1 protein-coding gene is annotated in these 2578 nt (G+C 69.8%); it reads left to right on the forward strand.

Annotated features, from left to right (window positions below; translation table 11 throughout):
• Positions 1–2578: non-ribosomal peptide synthetase (locus D456_RS24890; RefSeq protein ID WP_152442663.1), on the forward strand; the 2578-nt coding region annotated here is incomplete at both ends.

The following is a 2578-nucleotide window of genomic DNA, read 5'->3' on the forward strand; positions in this document are numbered from 1 at the left end:
CGACCACTGGCGCCACACCCTCACCGGCATCGACGCCCCCACACCCCTGCCCTACGACCACACGGCCGACGGGGCCCACGAAGCCTCCTCCACTGCTCGGGTCCATCACACGTTGCGGTCCGAACTGACCACACGGGTGCACCGGTTCGCCCGGGAGCAGGGCCTGACGGTCAACGCGCTCGTCCAAGGCGCCTGGGCCCTACTGCTGTCGGCCCACTCCGGCGAATCCGACGTCGTCTTCGGCGCCACCACCTCCGGACGCCCCGCCGACCAACCCGGCGTCGAGAACACCATCGGCATTTTCATCAACACCCTGCCGGTCCGCGTCCGCATCACTCCCCACACCCCTACCACCACCTGGCTCCACACCCTCCAGAGTTCACTGACCGAGGCCCGACAGTACGAGCACCTGCCACTGAACCGGGTCCAGGCGCTCTCGGATCTGTCCGGTGACACACCCCTGTTCGACAGCCTTGTGGTGTTCGAGAACTACCCGGTGGACAAGGACACGGCCGACGAGAACGGCCTGGAGATCCTCGACGTCACCGCCGAGGAAGCCACCAACTACCCGCTGACCCTGGTCGCCTACGACGGTGAGTGCATCGACACCCAGCTCCGGTACGATCCGGCCCTGTTCACCGCCGAGACGGCCGAGCGCCTGCTGAACCACCTCGCCCTGCACCTCGAGTCCTTGGTCACCGCGCCCGATGACCCGCTGCGTACCCTGCCGTTGCAGACCGCCGGCGAACACGAGCAGGTCACCGCATGGGGAGAAGGGGCCTTCTCCCCGGAGGGTCTCGGTCTGGTCCAACTGTTCGCCGAGCAGGTACGGCTGCGTCCCGACTCGCCGGCGCTCATCGGTGAGGAGGCGGAGTGGACTTACGCCGAACTGGACGCGCACAGTACCGACCTCGCCCTTCGCCTGGTCCAGCACGGCGTCGGCCGCGGCTCGGTGGTCGGTGTATCGCTCCGGCGCGGGCCGGGCCTCGTCGCCGCTCTGCTCGCGGTGGTCAAGGCCGGCGCCGTCTACCTGCCGATCGACCCCGAGTACCCGGACGAACGCCAGGACTTCCTCGTGCGCGACTCCGGGGTACACCTCCTGATCACCGAGGAAGGCGGTACCGGGCCGTCCGAGCCGGTCCGGTCCGCACCACCGCGCGTGGCTCTCCCCGAGTTGGCCACCGAACCGGTCTCCGAGAACACGGCCGTGCCGACTCCGCCCGGGCCGGACGATCTCGCCTATCTCATCTACACATCCGGATCGACCGGGCTTCCCAAGGGCACGATGGTGCCCCACCGGGGGATCGGTGAATTCGCCGCTTCCATGGCCGAGCGTTTCGGTACCGAACCCGGGTTCCGGGTCCTGCAGCTGGCTTCTCCCAGCTTCGACGCCTCGGTGATGGAGGTCCTGATGGCCTTCGGTGCGGGAGGCACCCTGGTGGTCCCCGGTCCCGGGCCACTGGTCGGTGAGGAGCTGGCGCAAACGTTGCTGCGCCACCGCATCGATCTCACCATCATCCCGCCCTCCGTCCTGGCCACGGTGCCGACCGGAGACTACCCTGACCTGCGCACACTGGTGGTGGGTGCGGAGGCCTGCCCGGCCGAGCTGGTCAACCGGTGGGCCCCGGGCCGTCGGATGGTGAACGCTTACGGGCCCACCGAGATCACCATCGCCGCCTCACTCAGCGACCCCCTGGCCCCAGGGCAGGCCCCGCCGATCGGTCGGCCCGTCCGCAGTGCCCGGTTGCACGTCCTCGACCACCTCCTGCGGCCCGTCCCGGCCGGTGTGGCCGGTGAACTCTACGTCGGCGGTGCGGGGGTGGCCCGCGGTTACCACGGTCGCCAGGCACTGACCGCCGAGCGGTTCGTCGCCGACCCCTTCGGGGCCGGCGGACGCCTCTACCGCACCGGCGACCTGGTCCGCTGGAACCATGACGGTCAACTGGAGTACGTCGGCCGCGCCGACGCACAGGTCAAGATCCGGGGCCTTCGTATCGAACCCGGTGAGGTGGAATCGGCGCTGGTCGCGCTGCCCGGTGTCCGCGAGGCCGCGGTCACGGTCCGCCGGGACACACCCGGTGGAGCGGCGCTGATCGGTTACGTTGCGGGCGGCGCCGACCCCGCCGAGGTACGGGATCGACTCGTACGGACGTTGCCGGCGCATATGGTCCCGGTGGCCGTGATCCCGGTGGAGACCATCCCGCTCACCCCCAACGGCAAGACCGACCACCGGGCCTTGCCCGCCCCGGACTGGTCAGCGACGGCCCGGGACGAATACGTTGCTCCGCGTTCGGAGGTGGAGCGGGAGCTGGGCGAAGTGTTCGCGTCCGTGCTGGGCACCGAGGAGATCGGCGTGCACGACGACTTCTTCGCCCTGGGCGGCGACTCCATCCTGAGTATCCAGCTGGTCTCGCGCGCCCGCCGGGCAGGCATCACCCTGACCTCCAAACAGGTCTTCTCCCACCCCAGCATCGCGGCCCTGGCCCGGGTCGCCCGGACCGATCAGGACACCGAACCCACCTGGACCGGACCGGTCTCCGGCCCGGTGACCACCACCCCCATCATGCGGTGGTTCCTG

It is taken from the genome of Nocardiopsis kunsanensis DSM 44524 (assembly GCF_000340965.1).
Taxonomy (GTDB): Bacteria; Actinomycetota; Actinomycetes; order Streptosporangiales; family Streptosporangiaceae; genus Nocardiopsis; species Nocardiopsis kunsanensis.